The 22277-nt window shown below is 69.1% G+C and carries 17 protein-coding genes and 3 pseudogenes; 5 read left to right on the forward strand and 15 right to left on the reverse strand.

Translation table 11 applies throughout. The features are described from left to right. Window positions 1-101 precede the first annotated feature (101 nt). From ACIPK4_RS37780 to ACIPK4_RS37790, 3 genes are all read right to left on the reverse strand, one after another. Window positions 102-467 (reverse strand): hypothetical protein, encoded by a 366-nt coding sequence (locus ACIPK4_RS37780; protein ID WP_402321856.1) that lies wholly within the window; start codon window positions 465-467, stop codon window positions 102-104. Window positions 468-913: 446 nt separating this feature from the next. Beyond that, window positions 914-1480: an erythromycin esterase family protein gene (locus tag ACIPK4_RS37785; RefSeq protein WP_402321859.1), complete on the reverse strand. Its 567-nt coding sequence runs from the start codon at window positions 1478-1480 to the stop codon at window positions 914-916. A gap of 46 nt (window positions 1481-1526) precedes the next feature. Then, a complete protein-coding gene (locus ACIPK4_RS37790; RefSeq protein WP_402321861.1) occupies window positions 1527-2156 on the reverse strand; it encodes a winged helix-turn-helix transcriptional regulator in 630 nt (209 codons plus the stop codon). 81 nt (window positions 2157-2237) lie between these two features. On the opposite strand from ACIPK4_RS37790, the gene ACIPK4_RS37795 reads away from it, so the two are divergent. The 3 genes from ACIPK4_RS37795 to ACIPK4_RS37805 are packed head-to-tail and all read left to right on the forward strand — an operon-like array spanning window position 2238 to window position 4984. After that, window positions 2238-2990, forward strand: coding sequence for an MBL fold metallo-hydrolase (locus ACIPK4_RS37795; RefSeq protein ID WP_402321864.1), 753 nt, complete (start codon window positions 2238-2240; stop codon window positions 2988-2990). Between the two features lie 23 nt (window positions 2991-3013). Then, window positions 3014-3658 carry an NAD(P)-dependent oxidoreductase gene (locus ACIPK4_RS37800; RefSeq protein ID WP_402321867.1) on the forward strand — a complete coding sequence of 215 codons (645 nt, stop codon included), beginning with the start codon at window positions 3014-3016 and terminating at the stop codon, window positions 3656-3658. A gap of 3 nt (window positions 3659-3661) precedes the next feature. Then, the gene (locus tag ACIPK4_RS37805; RefSeq protein ID WP_402321870.1) at window positions 3662-4984 is read left to right on the forward strand and encodes a multidrug effflux MFS transporter; all 1323 of its coding nucleotides are present in this window, start codon (window positions 3662-3664) and stop codon (window positions 4982-4984) included. Window positions 4985-5480: 496 nt separating this feature from the next. Here ACIPK4_RS37805 and ACIPK4_RS37810 read toward each other — a convergent pair. From ACIPK4_RS37810 to ACIPK4_RS37840, 7 genes and pseudogenes are all read right to left on the reverse strand, one after another. Then, window positions 5481-6262: pseudogene (locus tag ACIPK4_RS37810) on the reverse strand (transposase); the annotation flags it as partial. Window positions 6263-6724: 462 nt separating this feature from the next. Then, window positions 6725-7603, reverse strand: coding sequence for a sigma-70 family RNA polymerase sigma factor (locus tag ACIPK4_RS37815; RefSeq protein ID WP_402321872.1), 879 nt, complete (start codon window positions 7601-7603; stop codon window positions 6725-6727). Window positions 7604-7774: 171 nt separating this feature from the next. Then, window positions 7775-9925 (reverse strand): FG-GAP-like repeat-containing protein, encoded by a 2151-nt coding sequence (locus ACIPK4_RS37820; RefSeq protein ID WP_402321875.1) that lies wholly within the window; start codon window positions 9923-9925, stop codon window positions 7775-7777. Between the two features lie 44 nt (window positions 9926-9969). Then, window positions 9970-11538 carry a transglycosylase family protein gene (locus tag ACIPK4_RS37825; protein ID WP_402321878.1) on the reverse strand — a complete coding sequence of 523 codons (1569 nt, stop codon included), beginning with the start codon at window positions 11536-11538 and terminating at the stop codon, window positions 9970-9972. A 28-nt stretch (window positions 11539-11566) separates the two neighbouring features. Then, window positions 11567-13708, reverse strand: coding sequence for a glycoside hydrolase domain-containing protein (locus tag ACIPK4_RS37830; RefSeq protein ID WP_402321881.1), 2142 nt, complete (start codon window positions 13706-13708; stop codon window positions 11567-11569). A gap of 304 nt (window positions 13709-14012) precedes the next feature. Then, window positions 14013-15809 (reverse strand): FG-GAP-like repeat-containing protein, encoded by a 1797-nt coding sequence (locus tag ACIPK4_RS37835; RefSeq protein WP_402321884.1) that lies wholly within the window; start codon window positions 15807-15809, stop codon window positions 14013-14015. Window positions 15810-16288: 479 nt separating this feature from the next. After that, window positions 16289-17350, reverse strand: coding sequence for a hypothetical protein (locus ACIPK4_RS37840; RefSeq protein WP_402321887.1), 1062 nt, complete (start codon window positions 17348-17350; stop codon window positions 16289-16291). Window positions 17351-17458: 108 nt separating this feature from the next. Here ACIPK4_RS37840 and ACIPK4_RS37845 point away from each other — a divergent pair, with 108 nt between their 5' ends. Next, complete coding sequence (locus tag ACIPK4_RS37845; RefSeq protein ID WP_402321890.1) at window positions 17459-17965, forward strand: hypothetical protein; 507 nt, start codon at window positions 17459-17461, stop codon at window positions 17963-17965. Between the two features lie 11 nt (window positions 17966-17976). Here the strand turns inward: ACIPK4_RS37845 and ACIPK4_RS37850 are convergent. From ACIPK4_RS37850 to ACIPK4_RS37865, 4 genes and pseudogenes are all read right to left on the reverse strand, one after another. Next, a pseudogene (locus tag ACIPK4_RS37850) lies at window positions 17977-18176 on the reverse strand (IS5/IS1182 family transposase); the annotation flags it as partial. A 17-nt stretch (window positions 18177-18193) separates the two neighbouring features. Then, window positions 18194-18484 carry a hypothetical protein gene (locus ACIPK4_RS37855; RefSeq protein WP_402321909.1) on the reverse strand — a complete coding sequence of 97 codons (291 nt, stop codon included), beginning with the start codon at window positions 18482-18484 and terminating at the stop codon, window positions 18194-18196. A 174-nt stretch (window positions 18485-18658) separates the two neighbouring features. Then, window positions 18659-19828 carry a hypothetical protein gene (locus tag ACIPK4_RS37860; protein ID WP_402321893.1) on the reverse strand — a complete coding sequence of 390 codons (1170 nt, stop codon included), beginning with the start codon at window positions 19826-19828 and terminating at the stop codon, window positions 18659-18661. Between the two features lie 60 nt (window positions 19829-19888). Then, on the reverse strand, window positions 19889-20116 hold the full coding sequence (locus ACIPK4_RS37865; RefSeq protein ID WP_030815986.1) for a hypothetical protein: 228 nt from the start codon (window positions 20114-20116) through the stop codon (window positions 19889-19891). 1045 nt (window positions 20117-21161) lie between these two features. Here ACIPK4_RS37865 and ACIPK4_RS37870 point away from each other — a divergent pair. Then, window positions 21162-21482, forward strand: coding sequence for a hypothetical protein (locus tag ACIPK4_RS37870; protein ID WP_402321895.1), 321 nt, complete (start codon window positions 21162-21164; stop codon window positions 21480-21482). A 436-nt stretch (window positions 21483-21918) separates the two neighbouring features. Here the strand turns inward: ACIPK4_RS37870 and trxA are convergent. Next, a pseudogene (trxA, locus tag ACIPK4_RS37875) lies at window positions 21919-22206 on the reverse strand (thioredoxin); the annotation flags it as partial. Between the last annotated feature and the right edge of the window lie 71 nt (window positions 22207-22277).

Consider the following 22277-nt stretch of genomic DNA (forward strand, 5'->3'; position numbering starts at 1 on the left):
GATCGGGCGGGCTCCCCGTCTGAACCACCCCAACCCCGTCGCCTCGGGGTGGATGCCGTGGCCGCATGCGATCGATGGAGAGAGCCTCCACATGGATGAGGCTATTCGTCGAGGTACCGGTGTCTGGCGTCGGCGGCCGACATGACCAGCCGGCCGTCGCGGACCTGCCACTCCATCGTCCCGTCGACTTCGTGGCCGGCAAGGAACAGGCCCCGGACGAAGTCTCCGTCGTCGTCAGAAGCCGGGACGCGGGCGATCTCTTGCAACTGGTTCATGAACCAGTCCAGGGCTGACTCCCGGATGTCGGCGCCGTAGAAGAGGTAGTGGGTCCAGTTGACCTGCTGCCGAGGAGTGCTCCATCCGTTGGAGTAGTGATTGTCGGCGTGAGCCGAGATGATCTTCTGGATGGTGGCGAGTTGCGTTCCGTCGCACTCCAGCCATCCTCTGACCGACACGTAAACACCCATGTATACGCCCCTTCTCCCGTTGTCAGTGCTGATATGCGAGCCGTCGGATGCCCTCGCCCGAGTGGGTGCCGCAGGCTTCGGCGGAGTGCTGCCACGGGATGGCAGCGGTGAAGTCGATGACGACGCCGGGCTTCCGGGCGGCCGGATCCGTCTGGGAACCGGCGCGCCGTGGATGCCTTGGCCCATCTCGTGTCCGAGTGGGGCGCCACCCGGCCGTAGACGCCTATATGGCGCCCACCGGTTCCGGCAAAGGCACCAGATGCGGTTGGTATCAGGGCTCGCCTGTACCTGCTGGTCCGAAGCCGAGGACCGGCCATTCAGCCGCGTCGAAGGGCACGACCGGCTGTCGGGGTGGCCGTCGGACGAGGAGGCCGAGGCCTTGGCCACCCTGACAGCGGGAACTTCGAGGCCCTGGTGGAACGCTCGGCGGCAGGCTCGTTGACGGCCTACCCGGTGAGGTCCGCGCTGAGCGTGGTGTGCGGGATGCAGATGACTGCGTCGTAGGCGTCCAGGGCCGGCACGGGCAGGAATCCGTCGTCCATGCGGATCAGAGTCGGCTCTGGCAGACCGTGCCGTCGTGCATGCGCACGTACGGCCCGGGTGTCGAGCACGGCGAGTGCTGCCGGGTTGCCTGCGAACAGTGCCACGCTGTCGGGCGCTGTGGCGGGGGCGTCGGTCGCGCATTGGCGCATCCCGGCGGGGTGAGCCGGATCGGGCACGTTCTGCACGGTCCTGCCGCCAGCGCTGGTCATTACCACAGAAACGTAGTCCGTTCCGAACCGCTGGGCGTGGGCGTGCCCCATGGGGACACGAGGCAGGGGTATTCCGTCGGGGTTGGCCGTGCGTTGGATGTGGGCGTTGTGTGCGGCCAGCACGATGCGGGTATCGGGGCGGACCGGTCGAGTACCTCCAGCGGGCTGTCGGCGAGGTAGCGATCGCGGGCGGAGAGGTCGGCGGCGTCCGGTTTCCCGTCGAACAGCCCGGTCATCGCCTGCTGCATCTGGTCGGTACACCAGGCCGGCCAGACGTCCGAGAGCACGTCCTCGTACGGCCGGTCGATCAGCGGGGCAGGATGCGCATTACTGCCTCGCGTTCGCCGCTGAGCCGCAGGCCTTGCTGTTCTGCGGCGCTCAGATCGAGGTCGCCGAGCAGGGTGGCGGCCAGCAGGTGCGGCGGTCCGGTCAGTGACGCGGTGGGGTGGTCGACCCGGCCGGTATGTGTGTGCACCGAGCCGTCCTTGACTTCGATGACCAGGTCTTCGTTGCCGTCGGCGTGCAGTTGCAGGGCGATTGCCGGCTGGTCGGGGCGGTGGTCGGTCAGTGCCCGGGCGGGCATGTCCAGCCAGTGGGTGCGGAAGGTGTCGTTGCCGCCCGGCTCACGCAACAGCGGCACGCCCCACCGGCTCAGCTCCTGCAGCGCCGGCTCGAGCTCGCGGCCACGCTCGGTGAGGGAGAACAGGGTGGTGGCCACCGGCGGCGGGGCGGCCTCGCGGCGGATCAGGCCGGCTTCCTCGAGTTCGCGGAGCCGGTCGACCAGCAGGTTGCTGGCGATCCCTGGCAGCCCGTTGCGCAGGTCCGTGTGCCGGCAAGGACCCAGGGCGAGCAGTTCACGGACGATCAGCAGGGTCCATCGGTCGCCGATGACGTCCAGTGCTTTCGCGATGCCGCAGTACTGCCCGTAGGTGCGCATGCCACCACCCTACATCATGGTGTTGAGATTCAAAACTTGCTTGTTGACTTTCTCAACAACGTCGGTCTAGCGTCGCTGCCCATGACCCCCACCCTTACCGTGCGTCGGCTGGCCTGGGCCGGCGTCGAGATCCGTCTCGGCGACACCCGCCTGCTGATCGACCCGCTCGAGAACGTCGCTCCGCTGGCGCCGGTGATGGGGCCGCCGCACCGGCCGGTCGACCCGGTCGATACCCCGCCCGGCACCCACGCCCTCATCACCCACCTGCACCCCGACCACTACGACCACGACCTGATCGCCCGGATCGCTGCCACCGGCACGATCGGCTGCCACACCCCGAGCGCGGCGGCGCTGCACGAGGCGGGCATCACCCCCGTCGCCCAGGACCTGGGCCAGTCACGCCGCATCGGAGAGCTGACCGTCACCCCGGTGACCTCGCTGGACTGGCGCGGCAACGACTGTGACCAGGTCGCCTGGGTCGTCGAAGGCGCCGGCCGGCGGGTCATCCACTGCGGCGACACCCAGTGGCACGGCAGCTGGTGGCAGATCGCCCGCGACCACGGCCCGTTCGATCTCGCGTTCGTCCCGGTCAACGGCGTCATCGCCCACTTCGAGGGCTACGCGGCCAACGTCCCGGCGACCATGACCCCCGAGCAGGGCGTCGAGGCCGCCGTCGCACTCGGCGCCGGCACCGTCTGCGCCATGCACTACGGCCTGTTCCACAACCCGCCGTTCTACACCGAACAACCCGACATCGAGCAGCGCTTCCAGCACGCCGCAAACGAGCGCGGCATCACCGCGGCGATCATCGCCGACGGCCAGCCCGTCCTTTGACCATCAGAAACAAGGAGCAACACATGAAGATCGTCCTGTTCGGTGCCAGCGGCAACATCGGCCGGCCCACCACCGAGGAACTACTGCGGCGCGGCCACACCGTCACCGCGGTCACCCGAGCCGGCCACATCGACGGACTCCAGCACAAGGCCCTGACCGTGACCGCCGGTGACGTCACCGACGCCACCGCGGTCGCCGGCCTCGCCGCCTCCCACGACGCCGTACTGTCGGCCGTCGGCCCCCGGATCGGCCAGGAGAACGACCGCGCCACGATCGTCGGCGGTGCCCGTGCGCTGATCGACGGACTCCGCCGAGCCGGCGTCACCCGCCTGGTCACCATCGGCGGTGCCGGTAGCCTACGCACGCCGACCGGCGCCCGGGTCATGGACGACCCGGACTTCCCCGCGCTGTGGAAGGCCAACGCCCAGGCCCAGTCCGAAGCGCTCGACCTCTACCGCGGCGTGCACGACCTCGACTGGACGTACGTGTCGCCCGCCGCAGTCATCGCAGCGGGCGAGCGGACGGGGGCCTACCGCAGCGCCGGGGACACCCTGCTCACCGACGACGACGGCAACAGCCGCATCTCGTACGCCGACTACGCGATCGCCTTGGCCGACACGATCGAGAGCGGCACCGCGATCCGCCGCCGCATCACCGTGGCGTACTGAGCCATGAGCAACGACGCCGCCGGCCGGCAAACCCGATTCATCGTCCTGCTCGCAGCGCTCGTGGCCCTGGGGCCACTGTCCATCGACGGCTACCTGCCCGGACTGCCGGACCTCGCCGGCGACCTGCGCGCCAGCGCCGCGGCCACCCAGCTCACCATCACCGCCTGCCTGGCCGGGCTGGCCCTCGGGCAGCTGATCGCCGGGCCGCTGAGCGACACCTACGGCCGGCGGCGTCCGTTGCTGGCGGGCCTCGCCCTCTACACGACCGCCAGCGCGCTCTGCGCGGTGGCGCCCGACGTCCGGACCTTCGTCGGCCTACGCCTGGTCCAGGGCATCGGCGGGGCGTTCGGCATCGTCATCGCCAACGCCATGGTCCGCGACCGCACCTCCGGAACCCACACCGCACGTCTCTTCTCCGCACTGACCTTGATCACCGGCCTGGCGCCGGTGTTCGCGCCGGTCCTCGGCGGCCAGCTACTGCGCATCACGGCCTGGCCGGGAATCTTCGTGGCCCTGGCCGTACTCGGCGCCGTGATACTGGCGGCCTCTGCCGCAGCACTGCCACAGACCCGGTCCTCCGCGTCACGCCAGCCGCTGCCGGCTGTCGTCGGGCAGCTGCTCAGCGACCGGGTCTTCACCGGGTATGTCCTGGCCAACGGCCTGGTCTTCGCAGCGATGTTCGCCTACATCTCTGGCTCGCCGTTCATCCTGCAGGAAGTCCACGGCCTGTCACCGCAGCAGTACAGCGCCGTGTTCGCCGTCAACGCCGCAGGACTCATTGCGGCCGCCCAGATCAGCGGCCGGCTGGTGGCCCGGGCCGGCGCCCGCGTGCTGCTGCTCGCCGGTCTGCTGGGCGCGACAGCCGGTGGCACCACAGTCCTGGGCGCGGTGCTGACACGGGCACCCCTGCCCGCGCTCCTGATCGGCCTGTTCGTCCTGGTCACCAGCGTAGGCCTCGTCATGCCGAACGCCGCAGCCCAGGCCCTGGCCGACCACGGCGGACACGCCGGGTCGGCCGCCGCTCTGCTCGGCTTCAGCCAGTTCATATTCGGCGGGGCACTTGCTCCGCTGGCCGGCGCAGGTGGCGCCACCAACGCCTTGCCGATGGGCATCATCGTCGCCGTGCTACCGGCGCTCGCTCTGCTCACACTCGGCGTCCTCACCCGGTCGATGCCCGGTGAGCGCACTCACAGACCGGCTCGCCAAGGACCCGCCGGGCAGCGGCAACCGCGCCGGATCGCAGACGAGCCGGCATCCAGTGAACCGGGCCAGCGTCAGGCGCACAGTGTGAACGGGCACGCCCATGGCAGCAGGCCGGCCCCCTGAATCGGCACCGGACGGCAGCAGCTCAATCACCTCGCGACAGCCATGATCACCACAGCTGCCCAGGCCGACAGGAGACAGTCCATCCCGCCCGGCCGACGCCCATCCGATGCCACCGTCGCACCCATTCACACAGCGCGAGGAGGCACTGGCCGGGGCGGCCGGGCCCGAGCACACGCCGGTGCGGACCGGGCACCCGGCATCGCCCCACGCGCTACGGCGGCACTGATCTCGGCGGCGAACCGGCTGGTGTTCCTGCGGATCCGGGAACTGACCCTGGCCGGGGGGGGACGACGAGATCGAGGCCCTGCTGAAGCCGGAGGTCGATCACGTATACGGCCTGCTCACCGCGGCCGTCGGCGGCTTCCCGGGCGGCACAGGCACTCGACCGGCTGACCACGCGCGTACGCGGAAGGGCGGTGGACCCGACCGGTCATCGCCCTCCCGCGTCGCCGCCGCGCCCGGTAGCCCCGTACGGCCGAAGCCGGATACGCATGTCGTTCAGCCGTCGGCACCCTCTCGGGCCCCGATCACGCTCAACCACAACCCGGGTTCGGCATCGGCCTCGTTTGCGCAGGTAGGAGCGGTTGCCGCGGGAGGAGTAGGCCCTGTCCGCGGCGACAGCGCCGGGCCTGGCGCGGGGGCGGCCGACGGGCTGGCGGACTCGGACACTCCGCAGCACGGGGATGAACTGGGGGCTGTCGCCTGCCTGTCCGGCGGTCAGGACCAGTGCGAGTGGGCGCCACCAGCGGTCCGAGGCGAGATGAAGTGTCAGTCCGCCCCGGGTCTGCCGAGCAGGGCTTGCTTCAAGCGGAGCTTGCGTCTGCGTCGGATGCGCCGGCGTTCGGCCTGTCGGTTCCGTTCCTCCGGTCCGCCCCTTTTTGGCGTGCGGTCTCCTGTTCCCGCGCGGCTTCCTCCAGGGCATCCATGAGGTGCTTGCTGACGCGCATCCCTGCGGCGTCGTGGTGGGAGCGGACCGTTGTGGAATCGACGCTGACCAGCGACAAGTCGCTCTGTCCGGCACGGGCTCCCTGGGCGATCAGGCCTTCCAGCAGGGCGGAGAACACTCCGGCGTTCCGCCAGACCCGGAAGCGTCCGTAGACGGTGGCCCATGGGCCGAACTCGGCCGGCATCTCACGCCACCGACCGCTGGACCGGAACCGCCAAATCAACCCCTTCGAACTGTTCGCGCAGCCGTTCGGGGTACGGGCCGTACCTGCCGATCGGCAGGTACGGCTCGATGAACTTCCACTGTGCATGGGTGAGTTGCCTACGCGCCACGACCACAGTCCTACAGAATCCCGCCCCCGTGAAGGGGCGAAACGCAGCAACTGATCACGACATCACAGGCCCTAGGGCGGTGAATGTGACGGCGGCCCGGTATGCGGGGAAGAGGCGGGAGATGCGGGACGCCGCGAAGTCGCCGACGGTGCACCCGATGCGCTCATACAGATGACGAAGCCGCTCACCAGGAAGAAGATCTCGACGCCGAGCCAGCCGTGGGCCGCGACCCGGCCGGCCCACGGGAAGACTGCCCGCGCCGGCTCGCCCCAGGCACTCTCCAGTGCCACATAGTGGTACAAGAACACCGATAGCGACGCGAGGATCCGTAAGCCGTCCAGCATCACCAGCCGGTCCCCGAGCCTGCGCTCGCCGGCCTCCCGCGGGCGAAGGCGTGTGCGTCCATGCCACGCTCCTCCATGGGTCGATACGACTGTCCGGTGGTGCTCGACATGAACCGGTTCACGCCGGGGTCGGCAGGTCGGCAAGCGCGAGCTTGGCCGGATCGGTGTGGATCGTGACGTTGGTGATCCGGCCGTCGGTGACGGTGAAGGCGAGGACCGACAGCGGGGCCCCTTCCTCGTTCCAGCAGACCAGACCCGGAAGCCCGTTGACGAGCGCCGCACGTCCCAGCTTGACCCCGCTGGCGCGCAGCTGCGCGCCGGCGGCCACCTTGGTGGCGCCCAGGACGACGATCTCCCCGGCGGGGGTGTCGACGCTCAGCCTCACCTCCGGGTCGAGCACCCTCAGCAGTGCCTCGAAATCGCCGTCGCGGGACGCCGTCAGGAAGGCCTGGACGATCTGCCGCTGTCCGGGCTCAAGTCCTGCCGGCCGCTCGGTCGCGCGAACCTTTCTGCGGGCGCGGCTGGCCATCATCTTCGCGGCAGCGGTGGACTTGCCGAGGATCGTGCCGATCTCGTCGAACGGCACGGCGAACAGATCGTGCAGTACGAACGCCAGCCGCTCGCCCGGCCGGAGCGAGTCGAGGACGACGAGGAGCGCGAGCCCGACCGAGTCCGCGAGCACGGCGTCCTCTTCCGGTGCGGGGCCGTCGTCGAGCGTCACCACGAGTTCCGGCAGACGATCCTGATAGGACGCGGCGGGATGGGCCTGGCGCGACCGCAGGACATCGAGGCTGATCCGGCCGACCACCGTGGTCAGCCAGCCGGCGAGGTTGTCAATGGCCGTCGTGTCCTGACGGGACAGCCGCAGCCATGCTTCCTGAACGGCGTCCTCGGCGTCGGCGTGCGAACCGAGCATGCGGTAGGCGACTGCCCGCAGCCGGTCCCGCTGGGACTCGAAGGCCTCGGCTATCGGGGTCAAGGTGCCGCTGTCGGTCATGTCGTTGCCTTTCTCGCATCCGTTCCGTCATGGGTGATGACGGGTGCGGACGGGCCGAGGTAACAAATTCCTCTGGAGTAACCGAGACGGGCCGGCGGAGACCGGCTGAGCCGGCGGAGGACGACTTGAAGGGGCCGGGGTCTCTGGGGACCCCGGCCCTGTTACGGGACGTCAGCCTGGCACGCTGCTGTCCCAGTACTGCCGGGGCGCGTCGAAGCCCGTGCCCCGGCTGGTGAACATCCACAGAGCCGTCCGGTTCGAACCGTTGGCCGCGTTGGCGTAGTCGTACATGACGCCGACATCGGCTCGGCCGTCGCCGTTGAAGTCTCCGGCGGTGGGAGTGCTGGCCGTCCAGCTCCAGCTGTCACCGGCGTCGGCGCTGTCCCAGACCTTGCGTGGGCCGCCGAAGCCGCTCGCGGTGCCGGAGAAGGTCCACAGTCCGGTGCGGCCCCGGTCTGCGGTCCGACCGTAGTCGTAGACGACACCGAGGTCGGCCTTGCCGTCGCCGTCGAAGTCCCCGGTGACGGGTTTGCTCGCGGCCCAGTTCCAGCTGTCGGTGCCGCTGTCCCAGACTTGTCGGGGGCTGGTGAAGCCGCTCGCGGTGGCTGTGAACGTCCACAGTCCGGTGCGGTTGCGGTCGGCGGTCCGGCCGTAGTTGTACAGGACGCCAATGTCGGCCTTGCCGTCGCCGTCGAAGTCCCCCGTGACGGGCTTGCTCGCGGCCCAGTTCCAGCTCTTGACGGGATCGTGCACGCTGTCCCACACCAGCCGGGGGTTCTTGAAGCCGATGCCGGTGCCGGTGCTGGTGAAGACCCGCAGCCCCGTCCGGTTGCTGCCGCCGGAAGAACCGTAGTCGTAGAGGACGCCCACGTCCGTGCGCCCGTCGCCATCGAAGTCCCCCGCCACCGGTTTCGAGGCGCTCCAGTCCCAGTCCGGGTTCGTGGCGTCGTTCCGGCTGTCCCAGACTTCGCGGGGTGCCTCCACTCCCTGCGCCGTCGCCTTGAAGGTCCACAGTCCGGTGCGGCCCCGGTCTGCGGTCCGGCCGTAGTTGTACAGGACACCGAGGTCGGCGTGGCCGTCGCCGTCGAAATCGCCGGCGGTCAGTGCGCTCGCCGTCCAGTTCCAGCTGTCGGTGCCGCTGTCCCAGACCCGGCGCGGAGCGGCGAAGCCCGAGCCTGTGCCGTAGAGCAGCCACAGGCTGCTCTGATTGCGCCCGTCGGCCGACCTGCCATGACCGCTGAGCACCGCCAGGTCGGCCTTGCCGTCGCCGTTGAAGTCACCCGCTGCCTCGGCGTGGGGGGCGGGTTTGAGGGAGCCGATAATCGGGGCGTGGTCGGAGTAGCCGTCGGGCGGCCCGCTGTCGGGGCGGTTCTCGGTGGTGTCCATCCGGAACCGGTCGACGTCACACGCCGTGAACGGGGTGCCCGACTCGGTCCAGGAGGCGAAGATGTGGTCGCGCTTGCGCAGCACGTCGCCCGTCTGCGCCGTCCAGTCGTGGTGGGTGGGCTCGTTCACCTCGTCCCCGTCGCCGTATGTCCTGCTGTCGCACTCGTCGAAGGCCTCGGCGATCGGCTGGAGCCCCGTGCTACCCGGGAACATGTTGAAGTCGCCGCCGAGGACCACCCGGTTGCGGTCCGCCCAGATCGCGTTCTTCACGTTCTGGATCTGCCCCGCGCGGCGGGGATCCGACGGGTCGGCGAGGATGTGGGTCGTGCAGATCCGGGACGACCAGCCCTCGACGCGTAGGCACAGGACGGGCAGTGTCTGCCCGTCACCCCCCGCGGGGACGGCGTTGACCGCGCTCACCTCGGTCACCCGTCCCTTGACCGCGATGCCCACGCCCAGCTCTCCACTGAGGCCGCCCCGGCAGTACGTCGTCCCGTCCGGCCGGGCACCCTTCGCGTGCTCGAGGGACCAGCCGGCGCCCAGGGCCGCTCGCAGCCGCTCCATGTGACTTCCCGGAGCCTGCCCGCAGACCTCCTGGAGCATGATCACGTCGGCGTCGTGCTCCGCCGCGACCTGGACGATCTGGTCGACCTTCTGCTGGGGCTCGTTGCGGTAGGCGCAGAACCCCGCCTCACCGCGGACACCCCCGGCTTCACCACAGATGTTCCACGACACCACGCGCAGTTGCGGCTCCGCCAGCAACCCCGGCGTGGACGCCGGCGATGTCACGAGCTGCGGGACCGTTGCGGCTCGTGTGACCGGCGGGGCCTGTAATGCCTCCGGGGCGGCTGCCGCGGGCCCGGCGAGCACACCGGCGGCGAGAGCGCACAGCATCGCCGCCAGGGCCGTTCCCCTCCCCCTGGCCGTCTTCTTCATTTCCTCGTCCCTTCGTCTTCCGGGCACCACGTCGACCCTCCGTCTCAGCCGGCCTTGGAAGCTCCCCATCGCCAGCTCTTGATGGTGTCGTCCTTGCTGTCCCAGACCTTCTTTGGCCCGAACACCCCACGCCCGGCACTCGGGAACGTCCACAGTGCCGTGCGATTGACGCCGTCGGTGAGTCCGTAGTCGTACAGCACGCCCACCGCCGGCAGCCCGACCCCCGTGAAGTCACCGACCACGGCCTTGCTAGCGGACCAGTTCCAGCTCCTGACCGGGTCGTCCTGGCTGTCCCAGGCCTTGAACGGGGCCTCGTAGCCCCGGCCGTCACCGAGGAAGAGGAACAGCCTGGTGCGGTTGCGCCCGTCATCGGATCGGCCCATGTCGTACAGCACGGCGACGTCGGTGGTGCCGTCGTTGTCGAAGTCCCCAGAGAGAGGCTTGCTGGCACTCCAGTTCCAGCTCTCCCGACCGCTGGTCCACAGCTGCCTCGGGCTGTCGAATCCTGAGCCGTTGCCCGTGAAAGCCCACAGCGTCGTGTGGCTCACGCCGTCCGTCCTGCCATTGTCGTAAAGAACGGCGATGTCCGGGTGGGCGTCGAGGTTGAAGTCGCCGACCGTCAGCTTGCTGCGGGACCAGTCCCAGCTCTTGACGGCATCGCGCGCGCTGTCCCATACGAGTCGGGGGCCGGCGAAGCCGGTGCCAGTGCTGGTGAACGTCCACAGTCCGGTGCGGTTCGCGTCGCCCGTGCGGCCGTAGTCGTAGAGGACGGCGAGGTCGTCACGGCCGTCGCCGTCGAAGTCGGAGGCGACCGGCTTGCTCGCCTTCCAGTTCCAGCTCCTGACCGGATCGTCCTGGCTGTCCCATACCTTGACGGGATTGTTGAAGCCGGGGCCGTTGCTCGTGAAGGTGAACAGTTTGGTGCGGTTGCGGCCGTCCTCGGTTTCGCCCATGTCGTACAGGATGCCGATGTCGGCCTTGCCGTCGCCGTTGAAGTCGCCTACCGTCACCTTGCTCGCCGCCCAGTTCCAGCTGCCGGTGGCGCTGTCCGAGGCGCTGTCCCACACCTTCCGCGGACCGGTGAGGCCCGTCGCGGACCCGCTGAAGATCCACAGCCCCGTACGACTCACTCCGCCGTCACGCCCGTAGTCGTACAGCACGGCGATGTCGTCACGGCCGTCGCCGTCGAAGTCCCCACGAGCGCGGTCGGCGGAATCCTCCTGGCTCGTGGAAACGTCGGGGAAGGGGGGCGCGTGATCCTCGTCCAGCCCCGCCTGCCGCCAGCAGTTCGGCCAGGCGCTCAGGCCCTGGCCGGCCAGCACCTTCTCTCCGATACGGATCTGCTGTTCCTTGGTGGCCTGATAGGCGTAGGGGGCGTATTCGGTACCCCCGTACGCCACCCAGGTGCCGGGGTCGAATTGCAGACCGCCGTGGTAATGGCCCTTGTAGGCCCAGTTTCCGCTGCTCTCGCACTGGGCGAGCTTCTCCCAGGTGGCGACTGAGGCCGCCTGCGCCTGGGTGGGGGAGCTGAGGGCCAGGGTCAGCCCCGAGACGGCGGCGACCGCTGCTGCGGCCAGGGCGCGCCGTCGGTTGTCGTGCTGGTGCCTTTTCACGTTCTGTCTCTCCGGTGGGTGGGGTGGTTCAGGCGGCCTTGCTGGCCGACCAGTTCCAGCTCTTGACAGGGTCAGTACGGCTGTCCCAGCCGAGGCGGGGCGGATGGAAGCCGGAGTCGGTGGCGGTGAAGGCCCACAGGCCGCTGCGGTTGGCTTCGTCGGTCCTGCCGTAGTCGTAGAGGACCGTCACATCGGCCAGGCGGTCGCCGTTGAAGTCGCCGGCGATGGTCTTGCTTGCGTTCCAGTTCCAGCTTTTGACCGGGTCCTCGCTGCTGTCCCACGCCTTCTTGGGGCTGGTGAAGCCGGTGCCGGTGCTGGTGAACGTCCACAGTCCGGTGCGGTTGCCGGAGTCCGTGGCGCCGTAGTCGTACAGGACACCGATGTCCGTTCTGCTGTCGCCGTTGAAGTCGCCGGCGACGGCCTTGCTCGCGTTCCAGTTCCAGCTTTTGACCGGGTCCTCGCTGCTGTCCCACGCCTTCTTGGGATTGGTGAAGCCGGTGCCGGTGCTGGTGAACGTCCACAGACCGGTGCGGTTGCCGGAGTCCGTGGCGCCGTAGTCGTACAGGACACCGATGTCCGTTCTGCCGTCGCCGTTGAAGTCGCCGGCGACGGCCTTGGTGCCCTCCCAATTCCAGCTGCGCACGGCGTCATCGATGCTGTCCCAGACCTTGACGGGTGCGTTGAATCCGTCGCCGTTGTTGGTGAAGGTGAACAACTTGGTGCGGTTGCGGTCGTCGTCCGCGCGGCCCATGTCATACAGGGCGGCGATGTCGGCCTTGCCGTCGCCGTTGAAGTCGCCGACGGTCAATTTGGTGGACGTCCAGTTCCAGCTGCCTGATCCGCTGTCCCAGACCTTCCTCGGACTGTTGAAGCCGGTGCCGTTGCTGGTGAACGTCCACAGACCGGAGTGGCTCCGCTCACCCTCACGGCCGTAGTCGTAGAGCACCGCCACGTCATCGCGGCCGTCACCGTCGAAGTCGCCCTTCGCGCGGGAGACCTCCTCCTCGCCTCCGGGTTGCTGGGCGGCACCTGCGGCCACATCTACGTGGTTGCGGTCGATGTGGATGCTCACCCCGCCGTACGTGTCGGTCACCTCGCCGCGGTACTGGTGGATCCGCTGCCCCGGCCAGTAGCCGGGCCCGGGGAGATTCATCGAGGGGTCTGACACATCGGCCTTGAGGTTCCAGTTGGCCGACCAGACCACGTCTGGCTTGGTGTAGCGGGAGTCGTTGGCCACCGAGGCGAGGTCGCGCACTCCGCTCTGGGAGCCGGCGTACACGCCCGCCCGGTAGCCGCGCTCGTGCAGGCGCTTGCTCCAGCCCGACAAGTAGTCGAGCACCCGGCTGCGGTAGGTGGGGTCCGTGTAGTTCTCCATGTCGTTGTAGATGACCGTGCCGGTGTCGGCGGTCAGACCGAGACCAACCGCGTCGGCGACAGCGGCGTCCGCCGACTCCCGCCCCTGGGCGAACGCGTTGGCCGGTGAGATGCCGCCGGCTTGCAGATCCACGAAGATCGGCAGGAGGTGCCAGCCGTTGGTGACCTGCTCGCTGACCCACCCCGAAGTGAGCTGGGGCTGGATCGGACACCCCCGGTTGCGACCGCCAATGTAGATACCGACGGCCCGGTAGGGGGAGGCCGTCCATGCCTTCATGGCAGCGGACGAGGGAGCGGAGCATGTGTCGAAGCCGGGCCCCGTGTACCCGGTGGCGGCGGCCAGGCCGGACGGCGCGACGGGGGCTGCCTGCTGTGCGGCGGCCGACTTGGGAGGAAGGTGGACTGCCTTGGCGGTGGCGCCGACGCGGGCGCGGCGGAGCACTGCGGCGACCCCTTCGTCGGAGGTGTCGTATGCGGCCGTCGCCAGGATTCCGGCGCCTTGGATGGCAACCCTCGCCTCGTGGTCGTGATCGCCGTTGAGCCGGCTCGGCGCCGGCGAACCGGCCGGTACGCGCAGGGCGGAGTCGAGGTCCTGCTCTGCGGCTCCGTCCATCGGCTCCAGCAGCAGTGCGTCTGTCCTGCCGCCGGCGAGGTGGGAGGGGCAGGACTGCTCGGCTCCGGGGTGGCCCAGGTACACGGCCCTGCGGTCGAACCGTACGCACGTGGAAGGGGCGGCTTCGAGGTCCACGACGCTCCAGGTGGCCGGGACGTCAACAGTGAGCCCGCGGTAGGTCACCGGAACGGTAAGTGGCGACGGCGGGGAAGGAGGCCCCGCCTGGGCGGGTGCGGCGGCTGCGGCGAGTGCGACAAGGCAGAGGGCGGCCGCGACGATTCCGCGCCGCGGTCGTGGTGGTGTGAGCATGGGCGTGGCTGTTCCTAGGAGTGGTGTGGTGAGGGGGCGGCTGCGGGCACGGCGGGGCGGGGGTGGGCGGCGTCGAAGACGCGGGCCACCCCGCCGCTGTGCCCTGCTGCTTCGTCCTGGCGGACTGCCTACGCTGGGGCTGGGTCGCGTCTGCGCTGCCCGGTGCAGGCTTGCTGGATCAAGAGGCCTTGCTGGCGGCCCAGCTCCAGCTCTTCACGGCGTCCGTCTGGCTGTCCCAGCCCAGGCGGGGGCCGCTGAATCCGTTGCCGGTGCTGGTGAACGTCCACAGGCCGCTGCGGTTGACGTCGTGCGTCCTGCCGTAGTCGTAGAGCACGCCGAGGTCGGTCTTGCCGTCGCCGTTGAAGTCGCCGGCGATGGTCTTGCTGGCGTTCCAGTTCCAGCTCTTGACCGGGTCTCCCTGGCTGTCCCACACCTTCTTGGGGCTGCCGAAACCGCTGCCTGTGCTGGTGAACGTCCACAGGCCCGTGTGGTTGCCGCCCTCGTCGGGCCCGTAGTTGTACAGGACGCCCAGGTCATCCCTGCCATCACCGTCGAAGTCGCCGGCGACGGGCTTGCTCACGTCCCAGTTCCAGCTCTTGACCGCGTCACCCTCGCTGTCCCACACCTTCTTGGGGCTGCCGAAACCGCTGCCCGTGCTGGTGAACGTCCACAGCCCGGACCGGTTGCCCCTATCGGTCTGGTCGTAGTCGTAGAGGACGCCGACATCGGCCCTGCCGTCCCCGTCGAAATCACCCACGCTCAGCTTGCTCGCGTTCCAGTTCCAGCTTTTGACCGGGTCCTCGCTGCTGTCCCACGCCTTCTTGGGGCTGGTGAAGCCAGTGCCAGTGCTCGTGAACGTCCACAGCCCGGTGCGGTTACCCGAGTCGGTGGTGCCGTAGTCGTAGAGGATGCCGATGTCGGTCTTTCCGTCGCCGTTGAAATCACCGGCGCTCAGTTTCCCGGCCGACCAGTTCCAGCTCTTGACCGCCACATCCTCGCTGCTGTCCCAGACCTTGACGGGTGCGTTGAATCCGTCGCCGTTGTTGGTGAAGGTGAACAGCTTGGTGCGGTTGCGGCCGTCGTCCGCGCGGCCCATGTCGTACAGGGCGGCGATGTCGGCCTTGCCGTCGCCGTTGAAGTCGCCGACGGTCAGTTTGGTGGACGCCCAGTTCCAGCTGCCGGATCCGCTGTCCCAGACCTTCCTCGGACTGTTGAAGCCGGTGCCGTTGCTGGTGAACGTCCACAGACCGGAGTGGCTCCGCTCACCCTCACGGCCGTAGTCGTAGAGCACCGCCACGTCATCGCGGCCGTCACCGTCGAAATCGCCCTTCACCCGCGAACCGTCCTCGGCGGCCGGTGTCTGTTCGTCGTCCACGATGTTGTTGAGCCTGATCGGCTGATACTCCGAGGAACGGGAGAAATAGGCGTAGGGAATGACACGGTGATGCACCCCGGTCGAACTGAACTCGTAACCCCAATATGAGGATTTCGAGGCATCAGCCCACTTCTCGAAGAGCACGATGTGCCCGTATTTGTCCGGGTGGTTGTTGTTGAGCGCATCACCCGGCTTCAGCTCGTCCTTGGTGATCGCGTGGGCGACACCCGAGGGAACGAATTCCGGGGTCGCCAGGCCCGGGGCAGCCAGTCCCCACGCCATCGAGACGTAACCCGAGCAGTCGGTCCGACGCCCCTGGTAGGAGCCGTTCATGTTGTACGGGAGCCCCAGCCCGACCCAGGTGGCGGCGCGCTGCAGGACCTCGCTGCGCGTGATGGGCTGAGCTGCAGCCTGGGACGCCGCCACGGCACTTGGCGAGGTGGGGCCCTGTCCCGAACTGGGGTAGTCATCCGCAGCGGAGGCGGTGCCGGCAGCGGGGGCGGGGGTCGAAGCGGCGTGCGCGAGGGGAGAGGCCAGCCCGACCACCCCCAGCGCCAAGGCGGTGGTCAGCACCGCTGCGACGTTCGTCGAACGAGACATTTCAGACGTGTCCATGTCAGCCTTATCGTTGGGGGCCGCCTTCGGCGCAGCTCGGGGCCCCGGATTTCTGCCGCTGCTTCACGCATCGGTGACGGCAACCGCCGTCATCTCCCTGACGAGCGCGCAGCAGAAGGGGTAACAGGATCACGAAGTAGCGTTCGCGGACGCGTGTGGTAAGCCGGATCGATCGCGCTGGCTCCCCGGGCGATAGGCCACCAGGCCCGGCCGGTCGATACTGCGACTTCCGCCCGGCCGAGTGAGACACTACGGCCCCCGGTTCCAGTCCGGCGAGAATGATGCGGCCAGCTGTGCCGATGCCGGAGAGGCACAAGGCGGCCGTGGTGTCGCGTCTCACACGGCCGCCGTCGCCTCACCCTGGGCATGGGAGCTCGTCGTCGAGGGCGGTATCCACTCATCGGACGGTCCCGCCGGCGGTCTGACTACTGCCGACGGTCACGCCACTTCAACGGTGGCTCGGCTCACTGGATCAGATCGGCGTGGGGGTGCTCCGGGGACGTGGGACAGCCATAGATCTGGAGGTTGTCGGTGCTGCCGACTTCGACGCCGGTGGGCTGCGCGGGGTTCTGGCCGACGAAGTGGGCGGCAGCGGCGGCGCTTTGGTCCTCGTACGGTACCCAGCTACCGGGGCCGCCGTCCCATTCGAAGGAGGCGATGGTCAGCAGAGGAACCATCGGGGCGCCGCAGGCGCGGCAGTCCTGGGGGCTGGGGTCGGTGCGGCCCCACGGTGCCCAGCCGCCCGCCTTCCAGCCGGGTGCGCCAGCCAGCTCGGTGTCGTAGAACTCCGTCGGGTAAGCCGCGTACGAACTGTCCACCGCCGCGTCGGCTGCCTGCCACCTGCCCCAGTTCCCCAGGGCCTTCCTCGTCTGCGGACTCAGTTCGAGGCTGTGGGGGTAGTCGACGGCCTCTTCCGGCGTCAGCCGGCATGGCTGCGGCACATAGCCGGGATAGTCCGCCTCGTAAGGGTCCGGGGGTGCGTCGAGGATGTCGACGACATCGGTGGCGGACCGCCAGAACAGTGCCGTCGACGGCTTCCAGCCGGGTTCGTGGTCGCGTGGGCACCAGAGCACCTGGAGAAGATCCGCCCCGCCGGGCGGCCGCAGCAGGGGTACGTCGCGCAGGTATAACTGCGCCACGGGCAGCATGGGAACCGGGCATTCGGCAGGCGGAGGGTCGGATTCGAGGCGCTCGGTGAACAACGCGTCGTTGTGCGCCTTGAGTGCCTGCTCCTGTTGGGTGTACTGCGGGCCGTGCGGATCCGCGTGCAACCGGGCCCGCCTGCGCCGCTCCAGCCGTACCTCCGCGGGGTAGGCGGACACGCCGGTGCCGGGGTGCGGGCCGTCGCATTGCGGCCACGGCTCGTCGCGGGGCCACAGCAGGGGACCGCCCACGGAACTCTCGGACACCTGAGGGGAACCGGGCCGCGGATGCAACCGGACGCTCGGCCGCGCCAACTGCGCTAACTCGGGAAAGAGCGCGGCGACGTCGACCGGCCGCGGTGGAGTGATACGTGCAGAGTGCATACGCGCGATCTTGCCAGCGCCCCCTGACAGCCGCCGCTGCATCCCGCTCCGTCGGCGGCCGAGGGCCGCCACCGACGATCCTGAAGGAGTACGGTCGCAGCCGATGAAGTGCTGCTCCGGTTGGTGAAAACGTGTCGTTGGAGTCGGTCCGGTGGCCGAGACCGCCGTTTTGCGGACCGGCCAGACCCGGCGCATGCGGCCAGCAGCGGGGAAAGGCGCCGGGCGGCCGACCGGTTGCTGCCCGGTCGGGACATCGACGGCGCACCGATCTGCCGCGACTGCGCGGGCATCGTCCGCGACTTCTTCTGCGATCGCTGCGGCTTCGAGGGGCTGCCGCTTGGCGGACGCCTCTGCGAACACTGCATCCTCCCCGACACGCTCGTCCGCCTACTCGACGACGGCACCGGCCGCGTCGCCCCGGCGTTCCTGCCGTTGGTCAAGGTCCTGCTGGAGATGGACCGGTCCAAGAGCCGGCTCACCTGGCTGCGCAACCCCAACGTCGTCCGTCACGTCGCTGCGACCGATGCCCGTGGTTCTGGAGCAGGTCTACCGCGACGATCACCGATCGTCAGCCCCTACGACAACCCGGCTTCAGAGTCAGTAACCATGTCCTGATTGATCCCCGAAGCCGAGTACGCCCTGTCGCCGCCGAGGTGATCGGGTCGCGTCTGGGGATGGCCGCCGGCGGAGCGCGGGACGCTGATGCGCTCAAGCACGTAAATCATCTGTGGTGCATCCCCCACTGCCCCGGCGTGAGGAGCAGGGCCAGCGGGTGGCATCTGCCATCGCCGGCCAGGTGGATCTTCGTCGTCCAGCCGTCCCTGGAGTGGAATATGCGACAGATCAACATGCGTGCCTACCAGTCTCAACCCCTAGCTCGTAGCGGGACTCCTGCACGGTGAGCTGCCGGTTCATCTGCCGTCGGTAGCTGTCGTCCAGCGGGTCGACCACGCGCAGCAGGTGCTCGGTCTTGGCGATCCGCGGCTCGGTGCCGTCCCTCTGACGCCTGGAACGTCCGAACAGCCGGACAGCGATCTGCGACTGATCCTGAGGCTCATCGGGGCCGACATAGGTAAGGACGTCGTTGTGATGCCCGGTGACGACCCATCCCTCCACGTCCTTGAGGTCGATCACCCCAAAGTCTCCTGCCGAAGATCCGGCATGCGCCGGGCCGAACATCGGGGAGGCGGTCCACGTCCTCCGCGAACAGCCCTCCCCGCGGGGCGGGCGCATCCAGTGGGGCAGTGCGGTCATGGCTTCGATGTAGCGGTGCGTCAGGTCCGGAAGGCGGCGCGCGGCGGGGCTGTCCTATTCGGCCGGCAGACGGAGCATCGGTTCGAAGGCCGCTTCCTCCTCGCCCTCGACCGAAGGGAGGAAGCCGTCCGGGACGGTGCGGGCGGCCGTGGTGAGGAGGCGGGCCAGGACCTCGGGCTCGGTGGCCGGGGGGAGGCGGAGGGCGGCGAGGAGGCGGTCGCGGACCTCGGGGTGGTCCGGGTTGTCCTCAAGGTAGTCGGCGTTGAGTGCGGGGGGACGGAAGCCGGCCAGGGCGTCGTGCCAGGAGGGCAGGACGATGGCCAGGGTCAGGGCCTCGGCGAGGGACTCCGCAATGAGGGAAGCCTGGCCCTCGGAGTCGGTGTAGAGGACGGGGCGGACGCGGTCGGAGCCGGCCGGCCCGCAGAGGTAGTGGGTGCCTCCCGCGTTGCAGCCGGCCACGGGCTCCACCGGGAGACCGGTCGGCAGGGCGATCGACTCGATGGGGTCGGTCCGCGTGAGGTCGAACTCGCCGTCGCAGGCGAGGTACGCCTCGACCTCGGGGTCGGCGGCGATCCGGCGGAGCAGGGCCTCGTCGGAGAGGGCGGCCGGGTTGAGGCCGTGGGCGGCTTCGGGGGTCAGGGGGTGGCCCGCGAGGACGTGGCGGACGGTGTCGAGGGGGACGGGCCGCCCGTAGTCCTCCTCGAAGTGCGCCTGGACGGCCTCGGGGGAGCGGTCGGTGAGGAGGCGGAAGAGGTGCCCGGAGCCGTCAGGGTCCGGGCTGCCCGAGGGGAACTCGATGCCCGAGCCGGTGCGCCAGGCGCTGCCGCCGGTCTCCCACCACAGGCAGGCGGTGACCCGCGGGGCGCCGAGGCCCTCGTCGACGAAGGCCGGGTCGTCCAGGAGCGGGCGCAGCGCGGCGGGCACCTCGTCGATGACACCGGGCCAGACCTGTTCGTCGTCCGTGGCGTACGGGCTCATCTGCGACTCGTGGTCGAAGCCGCGGACGAGCACACCGGCCGGGGTGAAGAGGACGGAGAAGTCGTCACCCGCGCCGTTGTCCATCAAGGCCGCCTCCGTCCCAGGCCCCCAGGTGGTGGAGAAGGAGTAGCGGGAGAACCGCGGGTCGCGGCAGATCGCCTGGTCCAGCACGGCCAGCGCGCGCAGGTGCGCGCGGAGCTCGGCGGGGTCCGGGAGAAGGGCGGCGGTCGTGTGCACGGTGTCCATGGGCTCATGTAAACAGCCGGCACTGACATCCAGGGCGGCGGTTCGGTCACACCTGCTCTCTCACTCAGGGAACGAAAAGCCCAGCTCACGCAGGCGGGGCAAGCACACTGCGAGACATTGCTCCACAGACGCGGCATCGGTTCGCACAAGGACGTCCTCGCGCAACGGCGCTCCACTGGCGACGAAGGTCCAAGGCTTGCTCCTCTCTGCCATCCGCTCAGCGTCGGCCTTGAACAGCACCGTTACGCCCTGTTCAGCCAGTGCTTCCATAATCGCGACGACGTCCACCGGCACTCTCCCTCCCGAAGCGCTTCGAACGCGCCATCGGACGAACATACTCTCTCCGAGCCGGACCCTGGACACCGCCCGCATGACCCAAAGTGACCGATCGGGGCCCTCTGAGCTGGAATACGCGACACCTCAACATGCGAGCTCACCAGTCCCGAGGCCGTACCAGGAACGTGAAGGCAGAGAGCTGCCCGGCCGAGGACACGTCGAGGTTCTGCCCGAGCGCCGCGACCGGCTCAACGGCGACCAGCTCGCCGCACTCGCCAACCTCGGCATCGACTGGGCACAGTAGCCCCTTGCCGGGCGTGCGTGCCCGCGGTCCGACCGTTCTGCTCCGCCTTCGGCGAGCGGTCGCTGTGGCGGCTCGCCGAGCGGATCGCCGGGGTGATGGTCACAAGGGGGCGGGAAGGGGCACCCTGGTGACGTGGTGAGCAGGAAGACCCCGAGGTGTAGCGATGAGCCCGCCTGGCCGCCATCGACGCCGGCGGCGAGACCTTCAAGGCCCTCATCGAGGGCCGCCCCCACCCCTGGCCTCGCTTCACCTGTCCCGAGTGCGGCAGCACCTGGTACGCGTCAGACCACCCGTTCGAGAACACCAAGCGATCCGACAACTCCTGGCCGCCAGTGCCGCGATGATCCGGTGTCGACCGTGCGGCCGCGGTCATCGCGCAGCGTGGCGGTGTCGGCGCGGTGCCGCCTCTTTGTGGCCGCCGCTGGCGCGACCTACCCACCCCCTACGGACCCTGGCACCGCTGCGCCGAACGCCTACGCCTGTGGAACACCGACGGCACCTGGCAGAAAGTCCTCGCTCTCCTCACCACCCGCCGGCCCCTCGGCACCAGCCGCCCACTCCCCCACGGCACCAACGACAGCGGGTGCTCCGAGGGCACGGGAAACCGTAGCGCCGACGACTGGAACACCCCTGGCTCACCTAAGCCCGCAGGGGGAAGGGAACAACCAGCCCGCGACAGCGCGCCGTGCCGCCCTGCATTCCAAAGAGTGACGGGCAGCACCTATCTGACCGATGCGCCAATAAAGTTTCCTCGTGACTGATGACGCCGCGATGTCATTGCTGGCAGATGTGAGCCGCACCCTTGAGCGCGCCGGCTTCGATCTCGCAACCGGCCAAAGAGCGGCCCCAGGCCTGCGAGTGCTACAGAAAGCGGACGCCGTGACGGTCACCTGGGACCCCGGAACCGAGCTCGACCCGGGCGGCCACATGCACGAAGGCGACCTCGACGGGATGCGCTCGGCACTGCGGCAGGCACTGCTGGCCGTCCTCGGCCAAACCGGCCACGCGGTATACGTCGACCCACAAAGCGGCGACGTAGAGGTCAGAGCCCTTGAAGAACCCGCGGCGGACTGACACATGGCTGCCGGCGACGGGAGAGACCCACCCGCTCCTCCGACGCTGCGGGGCTTGCGGCCGGCGCTCTTGTTCGCCGGAGTCCCCTTCGCGGTCGCTTCTTCGCGGAAGTCTTCTTGCTGGTCTTCCTCGCGGAGGACAGGTCCTGCACGGTGGCGTCGGGGTCCGGCGCTGCGGGAGGCTTTGGCGTCGCTGACGGACTTCTCCAGCATGGCCATCAGGTCCACGACCTCCGCCGAGGCCGCTGGGGGGACCTCGACCGTCTCGGGGCGGATGCCGGCGGTCTTGGCCTCGGTCAATTTCTCCAGCGCCCGCCGGCGGAAGCAAGGCCTCGATCAGGGGCCACTCGGCGTCAGGTGGTGTCGGACAAGGGACGGGGTCGTGGCCACGGACCGGGTGCCGGGGGGAAGTCGGCCACGACCCCCGTCCTTTCCTGTCAGAGGTGACTGTCGAGGAAAGCGGTCAACTGCGACTTGCTTAGCGCTCCGACCTTCTGCGCCGCCGCAGCACCGTTCTTGAAAAGGACCAGCGTGGGGATGCCTCGGACACCGAACTTCGCTGGCGTGGCCTGGTTATCGTCAACGTTGATCTTGGCGATTTGGAGCTTGTCGCCGTAGTCCCTGGCGACCTCATCAAGGATCGGGGCGATCATCTTGCACGGCCCGCACCACTCGGCCCAGAAGTCCACCAGCACAGGCTTAGAACTCCTAACGAAATAATCTTCAAGATGGTTGGATCACTCCGGGACGGATTATCCGGGGGTGCGGGGTGGCGCGGCCGAAGCCATGGGAAGTC

It is taken from the genome of Streptomyces sp. NPDC086989, assembly GCF_044745505.1.
Lineage (GTDB): Bacteria > Actinomycetota > Actinomycetes > Streptomycetales > Streptomycetaceae > Streptomyces.